Origin of the sequence: Oceanirhabdus seepicola (assembly GCF_023684385.1) — a bacterium.
Classification (GTDB): Bacteria; Bacillota; Clostridia; order Clostridiales; family Clostridiaceae; genus Oceanirhabdus; species Oceanirhabdus seepicola.
On sequence record NZ_JAGSOJ010000005.1, the window covers coordinates 345578 to 369981 of the forward strand.

Below are 24404 nucleotides of genomic sequence, written 5' to 3' on the forward strand. Positions count from 1 at the left end.
TAGATATTTTAACCTATTTCTCTTCAAAATGTTTCAGAAGTTTACTAAGATCTTTTCCTTCTTTTTCAATTATGTCATGTTCCATGATGCCATCCTTTAACTTACTTTTAACGCATTCATCAACATTATATGGACTGTAACCTAATCTGTTTGCTAAAAGATACAATACAATCACCGCTCCAGAAATACATTCTAATATTGAATCTTGCGCTATATTACTTCCTTTTGCCAGTAATTTAAATAAATCTCCAATTATAGAAATTAAATCAGCTTTAAGGTTCTCTATTAAACTAACGCTCGCCATTATATTCAAATCTTCTTTTCTCATAACCCCAACCCCTTTTACACCTATAAGTATATTTTAGTTTTTTTTATAGGATTATGCAAGCTGTGTAAATCCATTTTTCAATATTTACCTTTTACTGTTTAGGGTATTAAAAAAGCAGCCTCTTATGAAGCTGCAATATATTATTCCATAGTGAATGGTAATAATGCGATGTTTCTAGCTCTCTTTATTGCTAAAGTAAGCATTCTTTGATGTTTAGCGCAGTTACCAGAGATTCTTCTTGGAAGAATTTTTCCTCTTTCAGTTATATATTTCTTTAAGATGTTAACATCTTTATAATCGATAGCTACAACTTTGTCCATGCAGAATCCACAAACTTTTTTCTTTCTTCTACCTTTTCTAAGTGCCATTTCCTACTTCCCTCCTTTATGAGAAACTAAAATGGAATATCATCATCATCAACAGGAGTAACATCATTCCCATAATCAGGTTCTTTTTTGAAGGATGCGCCAGTATTACTACTTCCGCCAAATCCTCCGCCAAAATCGTTGTTACCGTCAGATGACTGTTTTCCGCCTAAGAATTGAACTTCTTCTGCTACTATTTCAGTAACATATCTTCTAGTTCCATCTTTTGCTTCATAGCTTCTAGTTTGAATTCTACCACTAATGCCAATAAGTCTACCTTTGCTCATATAGTTAGCAGTATTTTCTGCTTGTTTACCCCAAACAACTATTGGGATAAAATCTGCAGTAGGTTGCCCTTCACTTTTGAACTTTCTATCTACAGCAACACTAAACGTTGCTACAGCAGTTCCGTTTCCAGGGGTAAATTTTAATTCAGGATCTTTTGTTAATCTACCAATTAAAACAACCTTATTCACAGCTTACACCACCTTATTTCTCGTCTTTAACGATAATATGTCTTATAACGCTGTCAGAAATTCTGAAATTTCTAGCTAACTCTTTAGGTAATTCTGAATCTGCTTTGAAGTTTACTAAAGTATAAAAACCTTCGTTTACCTTTTTAATTGGGTAAGCTAATTTTCTTCTACCCCAAGTATCAACTTCAACGATTTCTCCACCATTCTTTTCAATGATGCCTTTGAACTTTTCGATATTAGCATTTATAGCTTCTTCATCTAAAGTAGGTCTTAACACAAATATAGTTTCATAAGATCTCATTTCTATTTCACCTCCTCCCCTCGGACTAACGGCTGTAATATATTACAGCAGGGAAAATCACCTTACAAGAATAACATTTTTCTTAAAAAAAAGCAAGTGATTTTTTATAATTCCTACTCTTCTGCTTTTAGTAATATTTTCTTAACCCCTTTATCAAACTTTACCTTTGGGACCATAACTATTCTATTACACTCAGTACACTTAATTTTTATATCTGCGCCTAGTCTAATTACTTTCCAGCTATTTGCACCACATGGATGACCTTTTTTCATTTCTACTATATCACCAAGCCCGTACTCTTTCATATTATCACTCCAATACTTAATATAGATATATGTTAAATATTGTCAATTTCACTACTGATATACTCACCATTTTTAATCAAATAGATATTGTTTATATTCATTTTTTCCTTTTTTATTTCCTCTTTCAATATTAACATATTTTCATGATTCATTTCTAAACTTATCCCACAGCTCTTTGTTATTTTTGTTGGCGTAGGCATTACTCTTACTTTTACATTTTTTTTATTAGCTATACTCTCACCTTTAATTGCATCATGTGTATTTTTAAATGTTATTAAATAAATTTTATCCATGTTTTTCACCATCAAGTTTCCTTAAATATTAGTTTTTTATTAAGTAAATTTAAATATTCCCTTAATAAATTATCACGTGTAATCATGCTTATATCAATGTGTTTCATATTTATATATTAATTATTTTATCTGAAGAGTTCATAGTTTCTACTATATTATACATGTTACTTATTTCTCCAACTTTCAACTGATCTTTAACTTTATAATATTCTAAGCAAGTTCCACATACCTGAATTTTAATTCCTTCATTTTCAAGTTTTCTTAGAGATTCAATAACATTTGACCCTTCAACCGCAAGTTTTACTCCTCCATTTAAGATTATTATATCCGTAGGTTTTACTTCACTTTCGCTTAAAGCAAATATATATCCCTTAATCAAAATTCTACCTAGTTCTTCACTTCCCTGTCCCATCACATCTGTTCCTATTACTATAGTAAACTTTTCATTATCTTTTATAGATTTTTTTTGTTCTTCGGATAATTCTTTAATTATCTTAATTATGAACTTTCCTTCAGAATCTATAACATCATATTTCATATTTTGATTGTTTGCTAATTTTTCAATATTAACCTTCGCTATTTCATTATCTATGATTACTTCAATAATACCTTCTTTAATCTCTGATAATGCTTTCTTTGTATTTATAACAGGAATAGGACAGTTTAATCCTGTACAATCTATAATTTTATTTTTCACTCTAAATCCTCCCTTATTTTATTAATTAATTATTTCTATATTAACGATTATAATTTATAATAATATTATACAATAAATTTTTTTATATTCATAATATGTTTTGTGTATTATTGTATAATCATGAAATTTATTTATCGTATTTTAATAAACATTTTTAATTATTAATATATAACTTTAATTTAATTTAATTTAAGTTATATATTAGAAAAAAATTGATATAAAAAAGGAGACCACTTATGAAACTTTATGCAAATAATGCAGCTACTTCTTTTCCTAAACCTAAGTCAGTTATCGCTGAAATTACTAATTGTTTAAACAGTATTAGTAGTAATCCTGGTAGAAGTGCTTCTTTTTCAAATTTAGAAGGAAGTAGAATTGTATTTGAGTGTAGAGAGAATCTCTGTAAATTATTTAATTTTGATTCTCCTGAAAATATTATATTCACAAGTAATATTACTCACTCTTTAAATATGCTAATCAATGGCTGTGTTCAAAAAGGATGGCATGTTATAACTACTTCTATGGAACACAATTCAGTACTTAGACCGCTTAATCATCTTTATGAAAAAGGTATCATTGACTTGGATATAATTCAATGCGATAAAGACGGGTATATAGATTCTACAGTCTTTGAGAATCACATAAAACCAAATACTAAATTATTTGTATTATCTCATAGTTCAAATATTATAGGATCTATTCAACCAATTAAGAAGCTTAGCGAAATTTGTAAAAAAAAATCAATATTTTTTATAATTGACAGTGCTCAAAGTGCTGGTGTACTTGATATAAACCTTTCAGATATTTATTTTAGTGCGCTATGTTTTACTGGTCACAAATCATTATTAGGCCCTCAAGGAATTGGAGGATTTGTTATTTCTGATGAATTCAATATGATTGTAGACCCAATTATTACTGGTGGAACTGGAAGTACATCTTCTGAAATTATTCAACCAACTTTTCTTCCTGATAAATTTGAAAGTGGAACTTTAAATACACCAGGAATTGCCGGGCTCAATGCAGGTATTAAATTTATATTAAATACAAAGATTGAAACTATTAGAGAGCATGAAATTGATTTAAATAATGAACTTATTGAATCATTATTAAATATGCCCTATATAGATTTATATGGTTCCACTAATTCGAATTTGAGAACATCAGCTGTTTCAGTAAATTCTCACAAACTTGATAATTCTTTATTCTCTTTTGAGTTAGATCATAAATATGGTATTGTCACAAGAAGTGGATTGCATTGCGCTCCTTTAGCTCATAAAACTATTAATACTTATCCTAATGGAACTTTAAGATTAAGCTTTGGATTCTTTAATGATTCAATTGATATAAAGTACTGTATTGACTCTATATATAAATTACATAAGGCATATTAAAATAAATAGCTTTTCAGTATGCTAGTCTATTATTTATTTTTATACCCTAAATTCGAATAAATTTGTATACAAACCTCCTTATTGGGAATACTTACAATAGGAGGTTTGTTTATGCATAAAAAAGAAATTATAAATTCTAATTCTAATAATTGTATTAATACTTTACGTGATTCAATTTCTAATTATATTAAACCTGTAGTGAAGAGTGGACGACCCCTTGTGATTTTATGTATTGGAACAGACAGATCTACAGGTGATAGTTTAGGCCCATTAGTTGGCGAAAAATTAAAATTCCTAGATAGGGATAATGTTTTTGTTTATGGAAATTTAAAAACTCCTGTTCACTCTAAGAATTTACAAGAAAATATAAATTTAATCTATTCTACTTATAATAATCCCTTTATAGTTGCCATTGACGCATCTTTAGGAAGTCTTCAAAGCATTGGTAGTATTTCTCTGCAAAATAAACCATTACGACCTGGCGCAGCAATGAATAAAGATTTGCCCCCAATAGGTGATATTAGTATTACTGGAATAGTTAATATATCAGGTGGTCTAGAATTTATGGTCCTTCAAAATACAAGATTATATGTTGTTATGAGACTAGCTGATATAATTTCTAAAGGAGTCTACCACTCTATAATTAAAACTATAGGTGGAAAAAATACCGCCTCTAATGTAATTTAAAAAAAAACACGCTCCGCGTGCTTGACAAAGAGTTAATGTTTCACGTGAAACATTAGGTATATGAAAATAAATAACAAGTCAAAGATGCGACGGATATTTTGCGAAATAGGTCATGTTGGGCTGATAGTAGTTCTATCAGTGGGTTCCAAGGATGAAGTAGTTCGCAAAATAGACTAGCACACTGACTTGTTATTTATTTGAATATACCTTAACTCAATATTTTCATTAATCTCTCTAAATCATCTATAGAATAATATTCTATTTCAATTTTTCCTTTATTTTTACATTTACTCTTAAACGCTACTTTTGTTCCTAGTTTTTCTTCTAATACTGTAGAATATTCCTTTAAGAAAATTGAATAATCCTCTTTCTCTTTATTCTTGTCATTATTCTTTCCTTTTTTAGCTAGTGTCTTAACCAATCTTTCAGTATCTCTAACACTTAAACCATCATCAATAATTTTTTGTGAAAGTTTATATTGAAATTCCTTGTCATCTAAACTCAATAGAGCTCTTCCATGTCCTTCGGTTATAACTTTATCAATTAAATATTCTTGAACTCTACTATCTAATTGTAATAATCTTAATGTATTTGTTATTGAAGTTCTTGATTTTCCTATTCTATCACTTAATTCATCGTGAGTAAGAGAAAAATCCTCTATTAAACTCTTATATCCCAAAGCCACTTCAATAGAATTCAAATCTTCTCTTTGAATATTTTCAATTAAAGATAATTCTAAAACTTGCTTATCACTTTTTTTATCAACAACAACAACCGGTATTTCTTTTAGTTTACACTTTTTAGCAGCTCTCCATCTTCTTTCTCCTGCTATAATTATGTAATTTTCTCCATCTTTATATGTAATAAGAGGTTGAATTATTCCATGTTCTTTAATAGATTTAGATAACTGATCAACTTTTTCATCATCAAAGTTTTTTCTCGGTTGATCTTTATTAGGCTTAATTAATTGTATAGATATCAATCCTTCATTATTATCTACTTCTGTACTATTCTCAGGTATTAAGGCTCCTAAACCTCTCCCAAGGCCATGTTTTTTCATTATATTCCTCCTTTATTTTTACTCAAAAATTCGTTAGTAAAGTTACCAAAAGCTTCTGTACCTTTACATTTTCTATCATAAAGAATTACAGGCAACCCAAAACTAGGTGCCTCAGCTAGTCTAATATTTCTAGGTATCACAGTATCATAAACTTTATTCTTAAAATATTTTTTGACCTCTTCTACTACTTCAGAACTTAATCTAGTTCTAGAATCATACATATTTAATAATACACCTTCTATAACCAATTCTTTATTTAATGATTTTTTTACTAAATTAATTGTGTTAACAAGTTGTCCTACACCCTCAAGAGCATAAAATTCACACTGTATTGGAATTAATACGCTTTCACAGGCTGTTAATGCATTGATTGTCAAGAATCCCAAAGAAGGAGGACAATCAATAAATATGAAGTCGTAATCATTTTCTACTTCATTAATCTTCTCTTTTAGTATTTCTTCTCTATTATTTAACCGCATTAATTCTACTTCTGCACCAGCTAATTCCATTGTTGATGGAGCCAAGTAAAAATTACTAATTAATTCGCTTTCTACTATCACATCATTAAATTTTATATCTCTATTAGTAAGTAAATCATACATTGATTTATTAACTTTTCTTTTGTCTATTCCTAACCCGCTGGTAGTATTCCCTTGAGGATCTATATCTATCACTAAAACTTTTAGTCCCATGAGAGCCAAATTAGCACAAAGATTTATATTCACCGTAGTTTTTCCTACCCCACCCTTTTGGTTAAAGATACATATTTTTTTCATTAAACTTCCCCACCCTTATAATGAAAATTCATTTAAGACCTTTTATTTAAAATATATATATAATTAAAGTATTAGATCTTATACTTTAATTATATTATTATTTCTAATATTTTGAAAGTCATTTTTAAGTAATCGGTAATAAAAAAAAGTAATGTTTCACGTGAAACATTACTTTTTTGGTATTTTAACTACAATTTCAATTGAATCCTCTAATTCTTTACTTCTATAAGAAGCACTGACTCCAAACTTATCAAAAGTTTGTTTTATGGTATTCATATAAATTCTAGGAGAGAAAATCCCCTTAATTTTCTTTTTGCCATCTGCTGCAATTTCTGCATTCTCTAGTTTATGAAGTTCTAACTTAATCAGCTCTTCAGTGTTTTTAACATTCAATTCTTTATCAATTACTTTTTTAAGAACTTCTAATTGTAATTCTTCATTCGGCAACTTAAGTAATGCTCTTCCATGTCTTTCTGTTAATTGATTCTCTATCAACATACTTCTAACCATTTCAGGTAACTTAAGTATTCTTAATTTATTTGCTATTGTAGATTGCTTTTTTCCAATAACTTCTGCAAGCTGCCCTTGTGTATAATTATACTCTTTTAATAATTTACTATAAGCTTCAGCTTCTTCCATGAAGTTCAAATCTTCCCTTTGAACGTTCTCTAATAATGCAACAATAGCACTGTCTTTCTCATCTAAGTCCACAATAATTGATGGTACTTCTTCTAACCCAAGTAATTTTGCAGCTCTAAATCTTCTTTCACCTGCAACTATTTCAAAAGTACTTTCATCAATCTTTCTTAATGAAATAGGTTGAATTATACCATAAGTACCTATTGATTGTGCTAATTCATTTAATGCATCATCTTTAAAAATTTGTCTTGGTTGACTTCTATTAGGAATAATTTTTTCAACCTTAACATAGCTTACCGATTTATCCATAATTAACCATCCCTTTGATCATTTTAACTCTTTCATAGATATCTCAGCTAAAATAAATTTATAAACATCATTTTCTAAGGTTTATAATTAATTTATGCAAGTCCAAAAACTCGTTGTTCCAACGAGTTTTTAACATTCATAAGTCAAATTTCGTGGTAAGATATCTATAGAGTTACCCTCATAAAACTTCTACTATATCTAATTCTATATATAAAGAAAAAATCCTCTTTAAAATATTCCCATTTCCAATATTTCTCATTATTTAATAGGACTTTTAGTTACCATTCCTGCTTTTCTAGGATACTTTTTAGGAGTTGATTTTTTCTTTAAAATACAAACTAAATTATGATTTAAATCACTACCTTCAACAACTACATTATCAACAACTTTTAATTCTCCCCCTAAAACATTTACTGCTTTCTTTGCTTCATTTAATTCTTCTTCTACAGCCGGACCTTTCATAGCAAGGAATTTTCCATCAACCTTAACAAAAGGTATACAAAATTCACTTAGAACAGTTAAATTAGCAACAGCTCTTGAAACAGCGTAATCATATTTTTCTCTATATTTTGGATTTTGACCAAAATCCTCAGCTCTTCCGTGTATTGTATCTATATTTTCAAGACCTAATTCTTCTATAACTATATTAAGAAAGTTTATCCTTTTATTTAGAGAATCTAATAAAGTTATTTTTATATCTGGTAAAACTATCTTAAGTGGTATCCCTGGGAATCCTCCCCCAGTACCAATATCAATAACTTTATTTCCATGCCTAAGTCCATCATTTTTTAAAACCTTTATAGAATCTATAAAATGTTTTTTTATTATCTCTTCATCTTCTGTTATTGCTGTTAAATTAACTTTTTTATTCCATTCTTTAATAAGCTCTTTATATTTCATAAATTTATTGTACATGTCTTCATTAAATTTAATATCTACATCTTCGCAAGCTTTTTCAAATAGTTTATAGTATTCCATAAATCCGCCCCTATTTATTTTTATTTTGTTCTAAATAAATCATAAGCACTGTGATATCTGCTGGTGATACTCCAGATATTCTTGATGCTTGCCCTAGATTCTCAGGTTTTATTTCATTTAATTTCTGCATAGCTTCTATCCTTAAACTTTTTACATCCTTATAATCAATTCCTACTGGTATCTTCTTATTTTCAAACTTTTTAAATTGATTTACCTGTTCAAGTTGTTTTTTAATATATCCTTCATATTTAGCTGATATTGATACTTGTTGCTGAATATCTAATGGCAAATCAACTCTATCTTTATCTAGTTCTTCAACCATCTCATAATTCAGCTCTGGTCTTTTTATTAGTTCATACAAGGAAATTGGCTTTTTTAATTCCGCGGAATTCATAGATATTAACCATTCATTAACCTCTCGTTTGTTTGTTATCTTTACTTCTTTTATTCTATTTATTTCATCATCTATTGCTAATTTTCGATAGGTAAATATATTCAATCTTTCTTCTGAAACAAGACCAATATCATATCCTATCTGTGTTAATCTAAGATCAGCATTATCTTGTCTTAAGAGAAGTCTGTATTCCGACCTAGATGTCATCATTCTGTACGGCTCATTAGTCCCTTTAGTAACCAAATCATCGATTAAGACACCAATATATCCATCAGATCTGTTTAAAATAACAGGTTCTTTCCCTTGAACTTTTCTAGCGGCATTTATACCTGCTATAATTCCCTGTGCTCCTGCTTCTTCATATCCCGAACTTCCATTGAACTGTCCAGCTGAGAATAATCCATCAACATGCTTTATCTCTAAAGATAAATCTAATTGCTTAGGGTTTATACAATCATATTCTATTGCATATCCAATTCTCATAATTTCAACATTCTCTAATCCCTTTATAGTTCTCAACATCTCTATCTGTACATCTTCTGGAAGTGAACTTGACATACCTTGAACATAAAGTTCATCTGTATTTTCTCCTTCAGGCTCAATAAATATTTGATGTCTTTCCTTATCTGGAAATCTCATTACTTTATCTTCAATAGATGGACAATACCTTGGTCCCGTACTCTTTACTGTTCCATTATATAATGGTGATCTATGAATATTATTTCTTATAACCTCATGAGTTTTTTCATTAGTATATGTCAAGTAACAAGATACTTGCACTCTATCAAGTTCTCTATTCATGAAAGAGAACGGTACTATTTTTAAATCTCCTGGCTGTTCAGTCATCATTGAAGCATCTACAGATCTTCTATGAACTCTGGCCGGGGTTCCTGTTTTAAATCTTCTTAATTCTATTCCTAATTCACTAAGTGAATCAGATAGATAATTAGCTGGTAATAATCCAGAAGGCCCTTCATTAAATTGATTTTCTCCAATTATTATTGATGACTTAAGATATGTTCCAGTTGTTATGACCACAGTCTTACTTTCATAATAAGCTCCATTCTTTGTTATAACTCCTGTAACTTTATTATCTTCATGTGTAATCTTAACTACTTCAGTCATTTTCAATTCAAGATTATCATCTTTTTCTAAAGTTCTTTTCATTTCTTGAGAATATCTATGTTTATCTGCTTGAACCCTAAGTGAATGAACTGCTGGTCCCTTTGATAAGTTCAACATTCTTGATTGAATAAATGTCTTATCAATATTGATTCCCATCTCTCCACCTAAAGCATCTATCTCTTTTACCAGATGCCCCTTAGCAGTACCTCCTATATTAGGATTACATGGCATCATCGCTATACTCTCTAAACTTGTAGTACACATTAATGTCTTGCATCCTAATCTAGCCGAAGCTAAAGCTGCTTCACATCCTGCATGACCGGCTCCAACCACAATTACATCATATTTTCCGCCAAAATACGCCATTACTTCACCTACTTTCCTAAACAAAATTCTGCAAATATTTTATCTATTATATCTTCTTCAAGTGTATCTCCAGTTATTTCACCTAAATGTCTCCACGCATCCCTTAAATCAATAGAAGCTAAATCTATAGCCAATGTAACACTTAACGCATCAATAGCATGCCTCATACTCTCTTTAGCCCTTATTAAGGCTTGCTTGTGTCTATTGTTTGTTACATAAACATCGCTATAATCAATTTTCCCGCCAAAGAACATTTCTTCTATACGCTGTTTTATCTTATCTATACCTACTTCACCTTTAATAGAAGTTTTAATAATCCTAGATTTTTCAATATCTAACTCACTAATATCCATCTCTTTATCTAAATCAATTTTATTTATAATCACTAAGTAATTCTTTGGTTTAATATACTCAAATATCTCTTTATCTTCTTCATCAATTGGTCTACTATTATCTAAAACGAATAGAACTAAGTCGGCCATTTCAATCATTTGTCGTGACTTTTCTACTCCAATTCTCTCCACAACATCTTCTGTCTCTCTAATTCCTGCTGTATCAATTAATTTAATAGGGATACCCTTGAAATTAATGTATTCTTCAATAATATCTCTTGTTGTACCAGGTACATCAGTCACTATTGCTCTAGTTTCTTTTAAAATTGTATTAAGCAAGGATGATTTTCCAACATTAGGTTTTCCAACTAATGTTGTAGTTATTCCCTCTCTTAATATCTTACCTTCGTCAGCACTTTGTAATAATCTATTAATTTCCATTAGTATATTACTTGATTTTCTTGTTGCTATATCAGCTGTTACCTCTTCTAATTCATCTTCAGGATAATCTACAGTTGCTTCGATACTAGCAATTATCCCTAACAAATGTGCTCTAAGTTCATTTATTTCCTTGGAAATTATTCCTTCTGATTGTTGTAATGCTGATCTTGCACTGATTTCAGTCTTAGCTCTAATAATATCAATTACAGCCTCCGCTTGACTTAAATCTATTCTACCATTTAAAAACGCACGTTTTGTAAACTCTCCAGGCTCAGCTAACCTTGCTCCCGCTCTAATAACCTCATTTAAAATGTTATTAGTAACAACCACTCCACCATGACAATTAATTTCAATTGTATCTTCTGCTGTGAAACTTCTAGGTCCCTTCATAAATGATATAATTACTTCATCTATCTTATTTCCATCACAATCTACAATAAATCCATATCTCATTGTATAACTCTTTATATTATCTAATTTTCTGTCATTTTTACCAACAAAAATCTTCTTAGTTATCTTTAATGCATCATTTCCTGAAACTCTAATAATAGAAATTCCACCTTCACCAATACTAGTGGCAACTGCTGCAATCGTATCAAATTCTTTCATATCTACTCACCTTCTTAGAATAAAATTCTAAATTATTATTCGGAATAATACTATATAATATATAATCTTCACTATATATATAAATTTAATTATTAATTTTTAATTACATTTATAATTCCTAAATTATTATTTATGTATTAATTAATAATAATTAACATTAATGAATCCTAATATACATATTACAAAAAAAAACTATTATTTTCAAGAAAAAAAGAAAGCCTCTAGGCTTTCTTCCTTTTAGGTTCTATTACAACTCTACGATAAGGTTCGTCACCTTCACTAAATGTTTTCACATAATTATCGTTTTGAAGAGCTGAGTGAATTATTCTTCTCTCATATGGATTCATTGGCTCTAATTTTATAGCTTTATTGAACATTTTTGCTCTTTTAGCTTTCTTTATAGCAAGCCCTTTTAAGATTTCAGTTCTCTTAGCTCTATAATTTTGAGTGTCAATTATTACCCTTTTATATTTCTCATTAGTGTCTTTATTAATCGCTAAACTAGTTAAATATTGAAGTGAATCTAAAGTCTCACCACGATATCCTATCAAGATTCCCATGTCTTCACCTAAAATTTCAATATTTAAGCTATCCTCAGTTTCTTTTGTTTCTACTTTAGCTTCAACACCCATGTGAGTGAATATTTTATTTAAGAATTCTTCAGCCTCTTTATCAAATTGTTTTTTTAATATTATTTTGACAACAGCTTCTTTAACCCCAAAAATATTTAAGAAGCCTTTACTTCCTTGATCAAGTATCTCAATGTCGACATTTTCTTTAGTAGTATTAAGTTGCATCAAACCTTTTTCAATTGCCGCTTCAGCAGTCTTTGCTGTAACCTCAATAGATTTCACTCAACATACACCTGCCTCTCCCTACGTAATACATTATTATGCTTTAGTAGGTTCCGATTTTTTCATTTTTTTAATAATGAACGTTTGTAATAACTGAATTAAGTTATTTATTACCCAATATAATAATAATGCTGCACTAAACTTAAGGCTGACATATAAAATAAACGCTGTCATAACTATATTCATAGTACCCATTTGTGCATTTCCAGTACCTGCTGAAGATAATTTCATGGATAAAAACGTTAATATAGCAGACATTACTGGAAGTATAAAGTATGGATCTGGTAATGCTAAACTTTCAATCCATGGTGTAAGTACAAATCCAACATTTTCAATACCCTGAAGTTCTCTGAATACAGTAAACAGTGCAATAATTATTGGCATCTGAATTAATAATGGTAAACATCCCGACATAGGATTTGCACCATTTTCTTTATACAATTTCATTGTTTCTTGATTTAATCTTTGTGGATCATTTTTATATTTATCCTGTAGCTTTTTAAGCTCTGGTTGTATTTCTGTCATTTTACTCATTGATTTTGTCTGCTTTAGTGTTAACGGAAGTAATAACAATCTCACAATTATAGTTAGAACGATAATTGCTAAACCATATGAAATATTAGGGTTTGGTATCATTATTTCTATGGAAGTTCTAATAAATTCAAAAAAGGCTTCTATTGGTTGCACCAAAATATTCATCAATTAACTCCTCCTAAATTATTTAACAGGATCATATCCTCCTGGATTAAATGGATTACATTTAATAATCCTTTTTATAGCCATGAAACCTCCCTTTAATGCCCCATATTTTGAAATTGCATCAATAGCATACTGAGAACATGATGGATAAAATCTACAACATGGTTGTTTTAAAGGTGAGATATATTTTCTATACAATTTAATAATAAAAATTAAAATTCTTTTCATTCTTCGTATAGTCCTGCCTTTTTAAAAAGTACCTTCACAGATTCATTTATATCCTTATAATTAGCATCTCTACTAACGCTTCTTGCAACAATTATAAAATCATATCCTACTTTTATATTCTTTTTATAATTATTATAATTTTCACGGACCAAACGCTTTACTCTATTTCTAACAACAGCATTTCCTACTTTTTTACTTACGGAGATTCCAATTCTATTTAAATCTTTATTCACTCTTTTTACATATAAAACTAAGTATCTGCTAGAATAAGATTTACCTCTCCTATATACTGTCCTATACTCGTAATTCTTCCTTATTCTATATTTTTTCGTTTCTTTCATATGTAACTCCTTTTTTTCTGCATCTGCAGAAAAAGGCCACAAGTGCGGCCCTTATGCTGTTAAGCTTTTTCTACCTTTTAATCTTCTTCTCTTAACGATATTTCTTCCAGATTTAGTTTTCATTCTCTTTCTAAAACCATGCTCTTTTTTTCTGTGTCTCTTTTTTGGTTGGTATGTCATCTTCATAGGTAAAACACCCCCTTCGATTCTTTTCTTTAATATAGGGATTAATTTTTCTGCATTACAATCGTTATTAATCAAGTTAATTATTCTAATTGTAAATAATAAAATACTATATAAATTATATATTCACCAATTACTTATGTCAAGCCACTATTCTTATTATAATTAAAATTTAATGTTAACAAAAAGACATTCTAAATATTATTTTTGTGGATAACTTCTTGAATACCTTCTTTTCTTTTGATATTATTAAGAGTGAACTGTGTATAAACTTGTTTTTTATTAAGTTATTCACACCTTGTGGATAAATCTGTGTATAACTTGTTTATCTTTTATATATTTATTATTAATATTAGTCATTTTTCTTAATAATAAACCTTTTTTTATTTTAATAATCTATTTTTTTTTGTGTTGATAACTAAAATTATTATTTATTTTAGAATATTTTTATCAGTAGTTATTAACAACTGTGAATATTTTAAGGTAAAGTATCAACAGAAATAATATACAACAGAAGTTGTTAATATTATTGTTATTTTTATGTTTATAACTTTAAAATAAATTTTTTTGCTTTGGAGGATTTACTATGAGCATCCAGCTTGAAGAATTATGGAATAGAACTTTGGATATAATTAAAAATGAACTTACAGAAGTCAGCTATAATACTTGGATCAAGAGTATTACACCTATGTCTATGGATGATTCCACTATACAACTAGGGGTTCCGAATAATTTCACTAAAGATATATTAGTAGGTAGATATAATGATTTAATAATAAATTCAATAAAATCCACTACATCTAAAACATACAAATTAGATTTTATTATCAATACTGATGATGTAGTTATCGAACCTAAAAAAACTAAAGTTAAAATCCAAGATAATGTAGTAGCTAATGTTCTAAGCTCATCATTAAATCCAAAATACAAGTTTAAGTCTTTTGTAATCGGTAATAGTAACCGATTTGCTCATGCAGCATCTTTAGCTGTCGCTGAGTCTCCGGCTAAGGCTTATAACCCGCTCTTTATTTATGGAGGAGTTGGACTTGGTAAAACTCACCTTATGCATGCTATTGGTCAATATATTTTAGATAATAATCCAAATAGTAATGTTGTTTATGTTTCTTCTGAAAAATTCACAAATGAACTTATTAATTCAATAAAAGACGATAAAAATGAAGAGTTCAGAAATAGATACAGAAATGTTGATGTACTTCTTATAGATGATATTCAATTTATTGCTGGTAAAGAACGTACACAAGAAGAATTCTTCCATACTTTTAATACTTTGCATGACGCAAATAAACAAATAATTCTTTCAAGTGATAGGCCCCCAAAAGAAATTCCTACACTAGAGGATAGACTTAGATCTAGATTTGAATGGGGTTTAATCGCAGATATAGCTGCTCCAGATTTTGAAACAAGAATTGCTATCTTAAGAAAAAAAGCTGATGATGAGAAATTAGATATAGATAATGACGTTCTTGTTTATATTGCTAAGCAAATTAAAGCTAACATAAGGGAGCTAGAAGGTGCCTTAATAAGACTTATTGCGTATTCTTCTTTAACAGGAAAAGATATGTCAGTTGATTTGGCAATGGAAGCTCTTAAAGATATTATTTCTAATAAGCAATCAAAACAAGTAACAATTGAATTAATCCAAGATATTGTTTCTAGCTATTATAGCCTAACGATCGAAGAGTTGAAATCTTCTAGACGAACAAGAAGCATTTCTCACCCAAGACAAATTGCTATGTATCTCAGTAGAAAACTTACAGATATGTCTTTACCTAAAATTGGTGAAGAATTTGGTGGTAGAGATCATACTACAGTAATACATGCATATGAAAAAATATCAACAAATATTAAAATTGATCAAAATCTAGAGAATATAATTAATGATTTAATAAAAAAGATTAAACAAAATTAATCTGTGGATAATTAACATTGTGTTTATAATACTACGTTATTAACATGTTGATAAAAAAAACTAATAACATGCTTTGTGGATATCTGTGGATAAACCTAAATTTTTTCATTTAGTTATCCACATTCATTTTTAATAACAAAATCGCTGTTTCTTATGGCTAAGGTCACTTATCCACAAATTCACAGCCCCTATTACTATTACTACTATAATTTAAATAAATACTTATCTATATATATAAGAAAAAGTTATTAACAATTTAAGTGTCTTTAGGAGGTTATACTATGCATTTCTCTATACAAAAAAATATACTTCAGGAAGCAGTTTCAAAGGTTCAAAAAGCTGTTACTGGAAAATCAACTATGCCCATTCTACAAGGAATTTTAATTCAAGCGATAAATGGGAAATTAATTTTACTAGGATCAGATAAAGATCTTACAATCGAAGCAACAGTTGATGCTGAAATTAATACAGAAGGTAAGATTGTTGTAGACTCTCGTTTATTTGGAGATTTAATTAGAAAATTACCAAATGATAATATTGAAATATCAACTAATGAAAATAGTACTTTAACAATAAAATGTCTTAAATCAAATGCAACTTTAGTACATATGTTAGCTGATGACTATCCAGCAATTCCTACGATTCAAGAAGAAAAGTCAATTACATTACCACAAAATATGCTTAAGAATATGATAAAAAGTACAATATTTGCAACAGCTCATGATGAAACTAGACCTATATTTACAGGTGTTTTATTTGAGGTTAAAGATAATAAAGTTAATTTAGTGGCTATGGATGGGTACAGAGTTGCAATAAGAACAGAAGGTATTGATACAAATGTTGAATTAAATAATGTTATACCAGGTAAGACTTTAAGTGAAGTATCTAAAATATTAGAGGATAGTGAAGAAGTTATAAATATTCTATTCACAACAAATCATATTTTATTTGATCTTGGAAAAACTAAAGTTATTTCTAGATTACTTGAAGGTGAATTTATAAAATATGATTCAATAATTCCAAAAGAGTACTTATTAAAAACTATTGCCCGTAAAGATGATTTGTTGAACAGTATAGATAGAGCATCTTTAATTGGAAAAGAAGGTAAGACAAATCTTGTAAAATTAGATATTCAAGAAGAGAAAATGATAATAACTTCGAATTCTCAATTAGGAATGGCAAGAGAAGAAATAAATATTAATTTGCAAGGTGATGATTTAAAAATTGCATTTAACTCAAAGTACCTTATGGATATCTTAAAAATTATGGATAGCGAAGAAGTTGAAATGGAATTTTCAACTAATGTCAATCCGTGTATTGTAAAAAATAAAGGTAAAAATAATTGCACGTACTTACTATTACCAGTAAGAATGGTGGAATAATAATATTTGAGGTGAGTTTATGAAGGACATTGAAATCAAAACAGAATATATTAAATTAGATGCATTCTTAAAATGGGCTGAAGTAGCATGTTTAGGATCTGAAGCAAAATTTCTTATACAAGAGGAACAAGTGTATGTAAATAATGAATTAGAAACAAGAAGAGGAAGAAAATTGTATAAAGATGATATAGTTAAAGTTAACAGTGAAGAATATAAAATTGTATAAAAAGCTCTAAATTGAGTTCTGATGAATTTATCCCCCTAAGTAATAGGGGGATATTATTAAGTTTAAAAGACGTAATAAATGGAATTTTAATAGGATTATTCGATTTATTATGCTATAATGTTAATAGGTGTTAATATGTATATTGAATATTTAAAATTAATTAATTACAGAAATTATGAAATGTTAGATTTAAAGCTTACTAAAGAAGCGAATATCTTTATAGGTGACAATGCTCAAGGAAAAACAAATATTCTTGAATCTATATATTTAGCTTCACTAGGAAAATCACATAGAACAAAAAGAGACAAAGAACTTATTATGTGGAATAGCGAAGCAGCATATATTCAAATTTATGTTTGTAAAGAAAGATTGAATAAAAAAATCGATATGAAAATATTCAAACATGGTGCAAAGGGTTTGAATATCAATTCTATAAAGGTTAATAAACTATCTGAATTAATCGGAGCATTAAATGTAGTAATGTTCTCTCCCGAAGATCTAAAGATTGTTAAAGAATCCCCTGTGTATAGACGAAAATTTTTAGATATAGAGTTGTGCAAGTTAAGTAAAGCATATTTACATAATTTAACTCAATATAAAAAAGCTCTTGGAGAAAGAAATGCTGCTCTGAAAAAAATTAATAATAAAGAGTTATTAGACATATATGATATGACATTAGCTTCTTTTGGAATTAAAATAATAAAAGATAGAATTGAGTATATTAAAAATCTAAACCTTTATGGAAAAAAAATGCATAAAGATATTACACAAAATAGAGAGGTAATTGAATTTAGATATATTTCTCCTTTAAATGAGATTACAGAAGAAGAATTATATAAATTATTTGTTAAGAACAGAGAACGAGATATGTTTAATAAATCAACCAATGTTGGACCACATAGAGATGACTTTGAAATAATTATTAATGAAATGGATACAAGAATATATGGCTCACAGGGGCAACAGAGAACGGCTGTTTTAACAATTAAATTTGCATCTCTAAAAGTTATAAAACATATTACTGGAGAGTACCCTGTTCTTTTATTGGATGATGTTTTATCTGAGTTAGATAGTAATAGGCAGAGATATATTTTAAATTCAATAAAAGATGTGCAAACATTTATAACATGTACAGGAATTTCAGATATTCGTGAACATATTTCAGGTGAAACTAAGGTTTTTCTTGTTAATAAAGGTCATATAGATGAGATAACGTAAGGAGGAGAGTAATGTTCTTACACTTAGGTGAAAATATCGTGGTCCCTCTTAAGGATGTAATCGGTATATTTGATTATGAATCAACAGTATATAGCAATGATACTATTCAATTTTTAAGAATGGCAGAAGAAGATGGATTTGTAGAAAGAATCAATAATGAAAGACCAAAATCTTTTATTATTGCAGAAGTAGATAATATGAGCAAAATATTTTTATCACCTATATCATCTTCAACATTAAGTAAAAGATCAGAAATCACATATCATAAATAGCAAGTTAATAGGAGGATTTCTATGAAAGAAAACAAAATTTATGATGAAAGTCAAATTCAGGTACTTGAAGGGTTAGAAGCTGTTAGAAAAAGACCTGGTATGTACATCGGAAGCACTAGTTCAAGAGGGCTACATCATCTAGTATATGAAATTGTTGATAATAGTATTGATGAAGCATTACAAGGATTCTGTGAAACAATCGAAGTAACTATTCATAAAGATAATTCAATATCAGTTCAAGATGATGGTAGAGGAATCCCCGTAGGAATACACGCTAAAATGGGAAGACCAGCTGTAGAAGTAATAATGACAGTGTTACATGCTGGTGGTAAGTTTGGCGGTGAAGGTTATAAAGTATCAGGAGGGCTTCATGGAGTTGGAGCATCAGTTGTTAATGCTTTATCAGAAGAATGTTATGTTGAAGTAACTAAAGACGGTAAGGTATATAAACAAGAGTTTGAAAGAGGTAAAGTTGTTTCGGATCTTACTATTGTTGGGGAAAGTGAAGGAAGTGGAACTAAAACATACTTTAAACCTGATGCAGAAATATTTGATGAAGTAGAGTATGATTTCGATACTTTAGCTCAAAGATTAAGAGAGTTAGCTTTTTTAAATAAAGGTATAAAAATTCTACTCACCGATGAGAGAGAAGAAAAATCAAAACAATTCCACTATGAAGGTGGTCTAAAGTCATTTGTTGCGTACTTAAATAGAAATAGAGAAACTTTACATGAGGAACCTATATATGTTGAAGGTGAAAAAGATACTTATAGTCTTGAAATAGCTATTCAATACAATGACTCATATACTGAAAATTTATTCTCTTTTGCCAACAATATTGATACCGTTGAAGGTGGAACTCATTTAAGTGGATTTAAAACTGCATTAACAAGAATAGTTAATGATTACGCAAGAAGATTTAATTTCTTAAAAGAAAATGATAAAAATCTAACTGGTGAAGATATAAGAGAAGGTCTTACAGCTATAATTTCTGTAAAACTTAGAGATCCACAGTTTGAAGGTCAAACTAAGACAAAACTTGGAAATAGTGAAGTAAGAAGTATTGTTGATAGTCTATTTAGCGAACATTTTGGTGCAGTTCTTGAGGAAACACCACAGTTGGCAAAAATCATAGTAGATAAAGCTTTAAATGCTGCAAGAGCAAGAGAAGCTGCAAGAAAAGCAAGAGAGTTAACAAGAAGGAAGAATATCCTTGAGAGTACAGCGTTACCTGGAAAATTAGCTGATTGCTCATCAAGAGATCCTAAAGAATGTGAAGTATATTTGGTCGAGGGAGATTCAGCGGGAGGATCAGCTAAGCAAGGAAGAGATAGAAGATTCCAAGCTATTCTACCTCTTAAGGGTAAAATAATGAATGTTGAGAAACAGAGACTTGATAAAATATTAAACTTTGCTGAGATAAGATCTATGATAGCAGGTATCGGAGCTGGTATTGGAGAAGAATTTGATATATCAAAAATTAGATATGACAGAATAATAATAATGACTGACGCCGATGTAGATGGAGCTCATATTAGAACATTGTTATTAACATTCTTCTATAGATACATGAAGGCGTTAGTTGAAGAAGGACATATTTATGTTGCTCAACCACCTCTTTATAAAATAGCAAAAAATAGAAAAGTATATTACGCATATAGTGATAAAGAATTAAATATGATATTAGAACAAATTGGTGGTAAAGATAAAAACACTGACATTCAAAGATATAAGGGTCTTGGAGAGATGGATGCCGAACAATTATGGGATACAACTATGGATCCAGAAAAGAGAACTTTATTAAGAGTTGACATTCAAGATGCAATAGCAGCTGATGAGATATTCACTATTTTAATGGGTGATAAGGTTGAACCTAGAAGAGAGTTTATACAGGAAAATGCTAAGAAAGTACAAAATTTAGATATATAGTCTAAATGAAAGTAGGTGAAAAACTTGAGTTTAAATAATATAGGGAATATTAGAGAGATAGATATCAGAAAAGAAATGATGAATTCATATATAGACTATGCAATGAGTGTTATAGTTGCAAGAGCACTTCCTGATGTAAGAGATGGTTTGAAACCAGTTCATAGAAGAATATTATATTCCATGCATGAACTTAATCTTACACCAGAAAAGAGTTTTAGAAAGTGTGCCAGAATTGTTGGGGATGTTCTGGGTAAATATCACCCACATGGAGACACTGCCGTTTATGATGCTTTAGTTAGAATGGCACAAGACTTTTCAATAAGATATACACTTGTTAATGGTCATGGAAACTTTGGTTCTGTAGATGGAGATGGAGCCGCTGCAATGAGATATACAGAAGCTAAAATGGAAAAAATAACTGCAGAGATGCTTAGAGATATTAATAAAAATACAGTTGATTTTGTTGATAACTTTGATGGAGAAGAAAAAGAGCCTACAGTATTACCAGCGAGATATCCTAACCTTTTAGTTAATGGATCAGCGGGTATTGCAGTAGGTATGGCTACTAATATACCACCTCATAATCTGAGAGAGGTTATAGATGGGGTTATAATGCTGATTGATGAGCCTGATAGTGAAATAGCTGACTTGATGAAAGTTATTAAAGGTCCAGATTTCCCAACAGCAGGTATTATACTTGGTAAAGCTGGGATAAAAAGTGCTTACGAAACAGGTAGGGGTAAAATTTTAGTTAGAGCTAAATGTGAAATTATCGAAGAAAAAGGTAGAAACAAAATCATAGTTACTGAGTTACCTTATCAAGTAAACAAAGCTAAGTTGATTGAAAGTATAGCAAACCTTGTAAAAGATAAAAAGATAGATGGAATAAGTGATTTAAGAGATGAGTCTAGTAGAGAAGGTATGAGGATTGTTATCGATCTTAAGAGAGATTCAAATCCTAATGTTGTCTTAAATAGATTATATAAGCATACAAGAATGCAAGATACTTTTGGTGTAATAATGATTGCATTAGTTGATAATGAACCAAAGCAATTAAACCTTAAACAGGTATTGGTTCACTATCTAGATCATCAAAGAGAAGTGTTTAAAAGAAGAACTCAATTTGATTTAGATAAAGCTTTAGCTAGAGCTCACATTTTAGAAGGATTAAGAATTGCATTAGACCATATTGATGAAGTTATTAAGCTTATTAGAAGTTCTAAAACTGGAGCAGAAGCTAAATCAGGTTTAATGGAGAAGTTCAATTTATCTGAGAAACAAGCTCAAGCTATTCTGGATATGAGACTTCAAAGATTAACAGGATTAGAAAGAGATAAAATTGAAGGGGAGTATAATGATTTGCAAGAAAAAATAGCTGAATTAAGAGCTATTCTTGCTGATGATAAAATACTTCTAGATAATATCAAGAGTGACTTGTTAGAGGTAAGAGCAAAATTCGGAGATGAGAGAAGATCACACATAGACTTAACATATATTGATAGCAGCATCGATATGTCTGATTTAATTGAAGAAGAGCAAATTGTTGTTACACTTACTCATAATGGATATATTAAACGTTTACCAATTGATACATATACTTCTCAAAGAAGAGGTGGAAGAGGTATTCAAGGGGTAACTACTAGAGATGAAGATTTTATTGAGCATATGTTCATTACTACTACTCATAACAATATTGTATTTTTCACAAACAAGGGGAGAGCATATAAGCTCAAAGGATATGAAATTCCTGAAGCAAGCAGAACCGCTAAAGGTATAAATCTGGTTAACCTTATATCCATTGAATCCGAAGAGAGTGTTCAAACGGCAATAGCTGTTAAAGAATTTGGTGAAAATGAATTCTTAGTTATGGGTACAAAGAATGGAATTGTAAAGAAGACTGCAATGAGTGCATATTCTGCAATTAGAAGAAATGGACTAAATGCTATAACATTAAGAGAAGGCGATGAATTAGTTAATGCTAGAGTAACAGAAGGTAATGATGAAATAATTTTTGTTACTAGAAATGGTTATTCCATCAAATTCAATGAAAATGATGTAAGAGCTATGGGAAGAACTGCTAGTGGAGTTAAAGCTATCACTTTAAGAGACAATGACCAAGTAGTATCAATGGTAATAACAAAAGATAGTGAAGAGCTGCTTGTTGTTAGTGAAAATGGCTTAGGAAAGAGAACAAGAGTTGAAGAGTACCCACAAAGACATAGAGGTGGAAAAGGTGTAATTACTTATAAAGTTACTGAAAAAACAGGATTAGTGGTTGGAGCACGAATTGTATGTGAAGATGATGAGATAATGCTTATAAACAGTAATGGTATAGTAATTAGATTGAATGTAAGAGATATATCTGTTACAGGAAGAAATACAATGGGTGTTAAGCTTATGAGAAGCGGAGAAGAAGATACTGTTATAGCTATAGCTAAAATAAATTATATAGATGATGAGAATGAAGAAATAATTGAAGATGAAAATAATCAGCAAATAGAAGCAGGAGCTCAAATTATAGAATCCAGCTCAGAAGAAGTAGAAGAATCATCTGAAGAGTAATTGATATATGAAAAGATAGAGCACTTAGAAAGTAGTGTTCTGTCTTTTTTTATTTGTTTAAGGATATCATATTTTCTAATAAAGCGCGTGAAATGGTCTTTTTTAATAGTCAACTAAAATAAACAATACCGTGTGTATCAATATAAGTAATACTGAGAAAATAATAGAATAATAGAGTAAATAGAGAATAAACTCAATTATATGATTCGATTCGACAAATTTAGTATGATAAGTATGATAGAATAACATTCGTTGCTGATGTCAACGCAGCAAATTAACAAGTAAAAAAAATGTTGACAGTAGTTGAGATAATTGATATAATGTAAAAGTCTTATGACGAATGTTCATTGAAAATTAAACAGAGTAAAGGAAATTTGTATTATTTGTATAATGCAAGCCTTAAATTCCATGAGATATAAAAGAAACACACAGGTATGAAGAAATTTTATTTCTTCAAAAAGCAAGCAAGTACTAGCTTGGGAAAAAAACTTTTCAAACTGAGAGTTTGATCCTGGCTCAGGACGAACGCTGGCGGCGTGCCTAACACATGCAAGTCGAGCGATGAAGCTTCCTTCGGGAAGCGGATTAGCGGCGGACGGGTGAGTAACACGTGAGCAACCTGCCTCAAAGAGGGGGATAGCCTCCCGAAAGGGAGATTAATACCGCATAATATCAGAGTTTCGCATGATTTTCTGATTAAAGGAGTAA

27 protein-coding genes and 1 rRNA gene are annotated in these 24404 nt (G+C 29.6%); 10 read left to right on the top strand and 18 right to left on the bottom strand.

The window, feature by feature from the left end; all coding sequences use genetic code 11:
• Positions 1-13: 13 nt before the first annotated feature.
• The 7 genes from KDK92_RS21685 to yedF all read right to left on the bottom strand — a co-directional run bounded on the left by KDK92_RS21685 (position 14) and on the right by yedF (position 2765).
• Positions 14-328, bottom strand: a complete 315-nt coding sequence (locus tag KDK92_RS21685; RefSeq protein ID WP_250861495.1) for a MazG-like family protein — start codon at positions 326-328, stop codon at positions 14-16.
• Positions 329-468: 140 nt separating this feature from the next.
• Positions 469-696: a 30S ribosomal protein S18 gene (gene rpsR, locus KDK92_RS21690; protein ID WP_250861496.1), complete on the bottom strand. Its 228-nt coding sequence runs from the start codon at positions 694-696 to the stop codon at positions 469-471.
• 26 nt (positions 697-722) lie between these two features.
• Complete coding sequence (locus tag KDK92_RS21695; RefSeq protein WP_250861497.1) at positions 723-1169, bottom strand: single-stranded DNA-binding protein; 447 nt, start codon at positions 1167-1169, stop codon at positions 723-725.
• A gap of 13 nt (positions 1170-1182) precedes the next feature.
• Positions 1183-1470: a 30S ribosomal protein S6 gene (gene rpsF / locus KDK92_RS21700; protein WP_250861498.1), complete on the bottom strand. Its 288-nt coding sequence runs from the start codon at positions 1468-1470 to the stop codon at positions 1183-1185.
• 113 nt (positions 1471-1583) lie between these two features.
• Positions 1584-1775 carry a DUF951 domain-containing protein gene (locus KDK92_RS21705; RefSeq protein WP_250861499.1) on the bottom strand — a complete coding sequence of 64 codons (192 nt, stop codon included), beginning with the start codon at positions 1773-1775 and terminating at the stop codon, positions 1584-1586.
• A 32-nt stretch (positions 1776-1807) separates the two neighbouring features.
• Positions 1808-2068: a putative Se/S carrier protein gene (locus KDK92_RS21710; RefSeq protein WP_250861500.1), complete on the bottom strand. Its 261-nt coding sequence runs from the start codon at positions 2066-2068 to the stop codon at positions 1808-1810.
• 109 nt (positions 2069-2177) lie between these two features.
• Positions 2178-2765 carry a sulfurtransferase-like selenium metabolism protein YedF gene (yedF, locus tag KDK92_RS21715; RefSeq protein WP_250861501.1) on the bottom strand — a complete coding sequence of 196 codons (588 nt, stop codon included), beginning with the start codon at positions 2763-2765 and terminating at the stop codon, positions 2178-2180.
• Between the two features lie 236 nt (positions 2766-3001).
• On the opposite strand from yedF, the gene KDK92_RS21720 reads away from it, so the two are divergent.
• Both KDK92_RS21720 and yyaC read left to right on the top strand, forming a co-directional pair.
• A complete protein-coding gene (locus KDK92_RS21720) occupies positions 3002-4156 on the top strand; it encodes an aminotransferase class V-fold PLP-dependent enzyme (RefSeq protein WP_250861502.1) in 1155 nt (384 codons plus the stop codon).
• 111 nt (positions 4157-4267) lie between these two features.
• Positions 4268-4843 (top strand): spore protease YyaC, encoded by a 576-nt coding sequence (gene yyaC / locus KDK92_RS21725; RefSeq protein ID WP_250861503.1) that lies wholly within the window; start codon positions 4268-4270, stop codon positions 4841-4843.
• Positions 4844-5051: 208 nt separating this feature from the next.
• Here the strand turns inward: yyaC and KDK92_RS21730 are convergent, their stop codons facing one another.
• The 11 genes from KDK92_RS21730 to rpmH all read right to left on the bottom strand — a co-directional run bounded on the left by KDK92_RS21730 (position 5052) and on the right by rpmH (position 14180).
• Positions 5052-5906 carry a ParB/RepB/Spo0J family partition protein gene (locus KDK92_RS21730; RefSeq protein ID WP_250861527.1) on the bottom strand — a complete coding sequence of 285 codons (855 nt, stop codon included), beginning with the start codon at positions 5904-5906 and terminating at the stop codon, positions 5052-5054.
• On the bottom strand, positions 5903-6679 hold the full coding sequence (locus tag KDK92_RS21735) for a ParA family protein (RefSeq protein WP_250861504.1): 777 nt from the start codon (positions 6677-6679) through the stop codon (positions 5903-5905). The genes KDK92_RS21730 and KDK92_RS21735 overlap by 4 nt, the downstream gene beginning before the upstream one ends.
• Before the next feature lie 168 nt (positions 6680-6847).
• On the bottom strand, positions 6848-7627 hold the full coding sequence (gene noc / locus KDK92_RS21740; protein ID WP_250861505.1) for a nucleoid occlusion protein: 780 nt from the start codon (positions 7625-7627) through the stop codon (positions 6848-6850).
• A gap of 258 nt (positions 7628-7885) precedes the next feature.
• Positions 7886-8605 (bottom strand): 16S rRNA (guanine(527)-N(7))-methyltransferase RsmG, encoded by a 720-nt coding sequence (gene rsmG, locus KDK92_RS21745; RefSeq protein WP_250861506.1) that lies wholly within the window; start codon positions 8603-8605, stop codon positions 7886-7888.
• A 10-nt stretch (positions 8606-8615) separates the two neighbouring features.
• The gene (gene mnmG / locus KDK92_RS21750; RefSeq protein WP_250861528.1) at positions 8616-10490 is read right to left on the bottom strand and encodes a tRNA uridine-5-carboxymethylaminomethyl(34) synthesis enzyme MnmG; all 1875 of its coding nucleotides are present in this window, start codon (positions 10488-10490) and stop codon (positions 8616-8618) included.
• Positions 10491-10498: 8 nt separating this feature from the next.
• Complete coding sequence (gene mnmE, locus KDK92_RS21755) at positions 10499-11872, bottom strand: tRNA uridine-5-carboxymethylaminomethyl(34) synthesis GTPase MnmE (RefSeq protein ID WP_250861507.1); 1374 nt, start codon at positions 11870-11872, stop codon at positions 10499-10501.
• A 221-nt stretch (positions 11873-12093) separates the two neighbouring features.
• The gene (gene jag / locus KDK92_RS21760; protein WP_250861508.1) at positions 12094-12726 is read right to left on the bottom strand and encodes an RNA-binding cell elongation regulator Jag/EloR; all 633 of its coding nucleotides are present in this window, start codon (positions 12724-12726) and stop codon (positions 12094-12096) included.
• A gap of 36 nt (positions 12727-12762) precedes the next feature.
• Positions 12763-13425, bottom strand: a complete 663-nt coding sequence (gene yidC / locus KDK92_RS21765) for a membrane protein insertase YidC (RefSeq protein ID WP_250861509.1) — start codon at positions 13423-13425, stop codon at positions 12763-12765.
• A gap of 18 nt (positions 13426-13443) precedes the next feature.
• Entirely contained in the window at positions 13444-13653 is a 210-nt protein-coding gene (gene yidD / locus KDK92_RS21770) for a membrane protein insertion efficiency factor YidD (protein WP_250861510.1), read from the bottom strand.
• Complete coding sequence (gene rnpA / locus KDK92_RS21775) at positions 13650-13994, bottom strand: ribonuclease P protein component (protein WP_250861511.1); 345 nt, start codon at positions 13992-13994, stop codon at positions 13650-13652. The genes yidD and rnpA overlap by 4 nt, the downstream gene beginning before the upstream one ends.
• Positions 13995-14045: 51 nt before the next feature.
• Entirely contained in the window at positions 14046-14180 is a 135-nt protein-coding gene (gene rpmH, locus KDK92_RS21780; RefSeq protein ID WP_250861512.1) for a 50S ribosomal protein L34, read from the bottom strand.
• A 583-nt stretch (positions 14181-14763) separates the two neighbouring features.
• On the opposite strand from rpmH, the gene dnaA reads away from it, so the two are divergent.
• The 8 genes from dnaA to KDK92_RS21820 all read left to right on the top strand — a co-directional run.
• Positions 14764-16107 carry a chromosomal replication initiator protein DnaA gene (dnaA, locus tag KDK92_RS21785; protein WP_250861513.1) on the top strand — a complete coding sequence of 448 codons (1344 nt, stop codon included), beginning with the start codon at positions 14764-14766 and terminating at the stop codon, positions 16105-16107.
• A gap of 281 nt (positions 16108-16388) precedes the next feature.
• Positions 16389-17489, top strand: a complete 1101-nt coding sequence (gene dnaN, locus KDK92_RS21790; protein ID WP_250861514.1) for a DNA polymerase III subunit beta — start codon at positions 16389-16391, stop codon at positions 17487-17489.
• 19 nt (positions 17490-17508) lie between these two features.
• The gene (yaaA, locus tag KDK92_RS21795; RefSeq protein WP_250861515.1) at positions 17509-17715 is read left to right on the top strand and encodes a S4 domain-containing protein YaaA; all 207 of its coding nucleotides are present in this window, start codon (positions 17509-17511) and stop codon (positions 17713-17715) included.
• Positions 17716-17850: 135 nt separating this feature from the next.
• The gene (gene recF / locus KDK92_RS21800) at positions 17851-18933 is read left to right on the top strand and encodes a DNA replication/repair protein RecF (RefSeq protein ID WP_250861529.1); all 1083 of its coding nucleotides are present in this window, start codon (positions 17851-17853) and stop codon (positions 18931-18933) included.
• Positions 18934-18944: 11 nt separating this feature from the next.
• Complete coding sequence (gene remB / locus KDK92_RS21805; RefSeq protein ID WP_250861516.1) at positions 18945-19205, top strand: extracellular matrix regulator RemB; 261 nt, start codon at positions 18945-18947, stop codon at positions 19203-19205.
• A gap of 21 nt (positions 19206-19226) precedes the next feature.
• Positions 19227-21134 (top strand): DNA topoisomerase (ATP-hydrolyzing) subunit B, encoded by a 1908-nt coding sequence (gene gyrB, locus KDK92_RS21810; RefSeq protein ID WP_276576079.1) that lies wholly within the window; start codon positions 19227-19229, stop codon positions 21132-21134.
• A gap of 24 nt (positions 21135-21158) precedes the next feature.
• Complete coding sequence (gene gyrA / locus KDK92_RS21815) at positions 21159-23696, top strand: DNA gyrase subunit A (RefSeq protein WP_276576080.1); 2538 nt, start codon at positions 21159-21161, stop codon at positions 23694-23696.
• Positions 23697-24189: 493 nt separating this feature from the next.
• Positions 24190-24404 (top strand): 16S ribosomal RNA (locus KDK92_RS21820); the annotation flags it as partial.